Annotated in this window: 1 protein-coding gene; it reads left to right on the forward strand. The window is 45.3% G+C overall.

Translation table 11 applies throughout. The annotated features are described in order from the left end of the window. A partial coding sequence (gene bioB / locus M3175_RS25835; RefSeq protein ID WP_251524547.1) for a biotin synthase BioB occupies positions 1-492 on the forward strand: 492 nt, incomplete at both ends.

The following is a 492-nucleotide window of genomic DNA, read 5'->3' on the forward strand; positions in this document are numbered from 1 at the left end:
AGTCAGTACCCTGCTATCAATAAAAACAGGCAATTGTCCTGAAGATTGCGGCTATTGCTCACAGTCAGGACACCATAGCACCGACTTACAACCTGAAAAGAAAATCGAAGTACAAAAAGCGATTATCGAGGCCAAAAAAGCCAAAGCCGCTGGCTCTAGCCGTTTTTGTATGGGTGCGGCATGGAAACACCCAAACGATAGAGATATGCCCTATGTGGTTGAGCTGATTAAAGAAGTCAAAGCATTGGGGTTAGAAACTTGTATGACGCTTGGCATGTTATCAGGTAACCAAGCGCAAGTACTTGCTGAAGCGGGACTGGATTACTACAACCATAACCTTGATACCTCACGCGAGTACTATAACAATATCGTCTCCACCCGTAGTTATGATGACCGTCTAACTACCCTTGACCATGTGCGTCAAGCAGGCATTAATATTTGCTCAGGTGGTATCATCGGTATGGGTGAAAGTCGTGATGACCGCATCAACCT

The organism is Robertmurraya korlensis (assembly GCF_023715225.1).
Lineage (GTDB): Bacteria > Bacillota > Bacilli > Bacillales > Cytobacillaceae > Robertmurraya_A.